General features: G+C 20.7%; 1 protein-coding gene. It reads right to left on the bottom strand.

What is annotated here, in order from left to right:
* Positions 1 to 375, bottom strand: a 375-nt coding sequence (locus RI68_RS02090; protein ID WP_038104579.1) for a hypothetical protein, incomplete at its 3' end; no start/stop codon positions are given.
* Positions 376 to 503 lie beyond the last annotated feature (128 nt).

Below are 503 nucleotides of genomic sequence, written 5' to 3'. Positions count from 1 at the left end.
AACATTATTAACATATTTACTTAAATCATGATCATAATAAGTAGTTATTTTATTAATTCCCTTTAAATTTAATTCATAATTAATAAAAGCCGCTTTTGTTTCGTATAAATTTTTAATTCTATTTTCTTGCATACCTGATAAAAGACGGTATAAATGCAAATTAAAAAATTTCGAAAAACAACCTGTACCATAATCAGTAGTTTTGAAAAAAAATAAATTATTCTCATAATGTTTGATAATTTGTTCTTTTTCAAAATTACTCAAAAATTTATTATTCATAAATTTTTCATTAATTAAATTAAATGTTTTTTGAGCATGAAAAGATAATGTAACATCTTTTTTATTCATAGTGTAATCGTTTAAATTTAATAACATTTTTATCCTCCTTATAATTTATATTTGTAAAAAAAATCAATATTAACATGTATAAAGTTGCTACGAATAAAATTAATTATATTAAAGTTTGAAAGTCTACGTACTGCTGCGCGAGCTCTAATTCAGCT

It is taken from the genome of Vaccinium witches'-broom phytoplasma str. VAC (assembly GCF_000309405.1).
Classification (GTDB): domain Bacteria; phylum Bacillota_I; class Bacilli_A; order Acholeplasmatales; family Acholeplasmataceae; genus Phytoplasma.
Note: the sequence above shows the minus strand (reverse complement) of the source record. Positions and strands in the feature narration are given on the sequence as shown.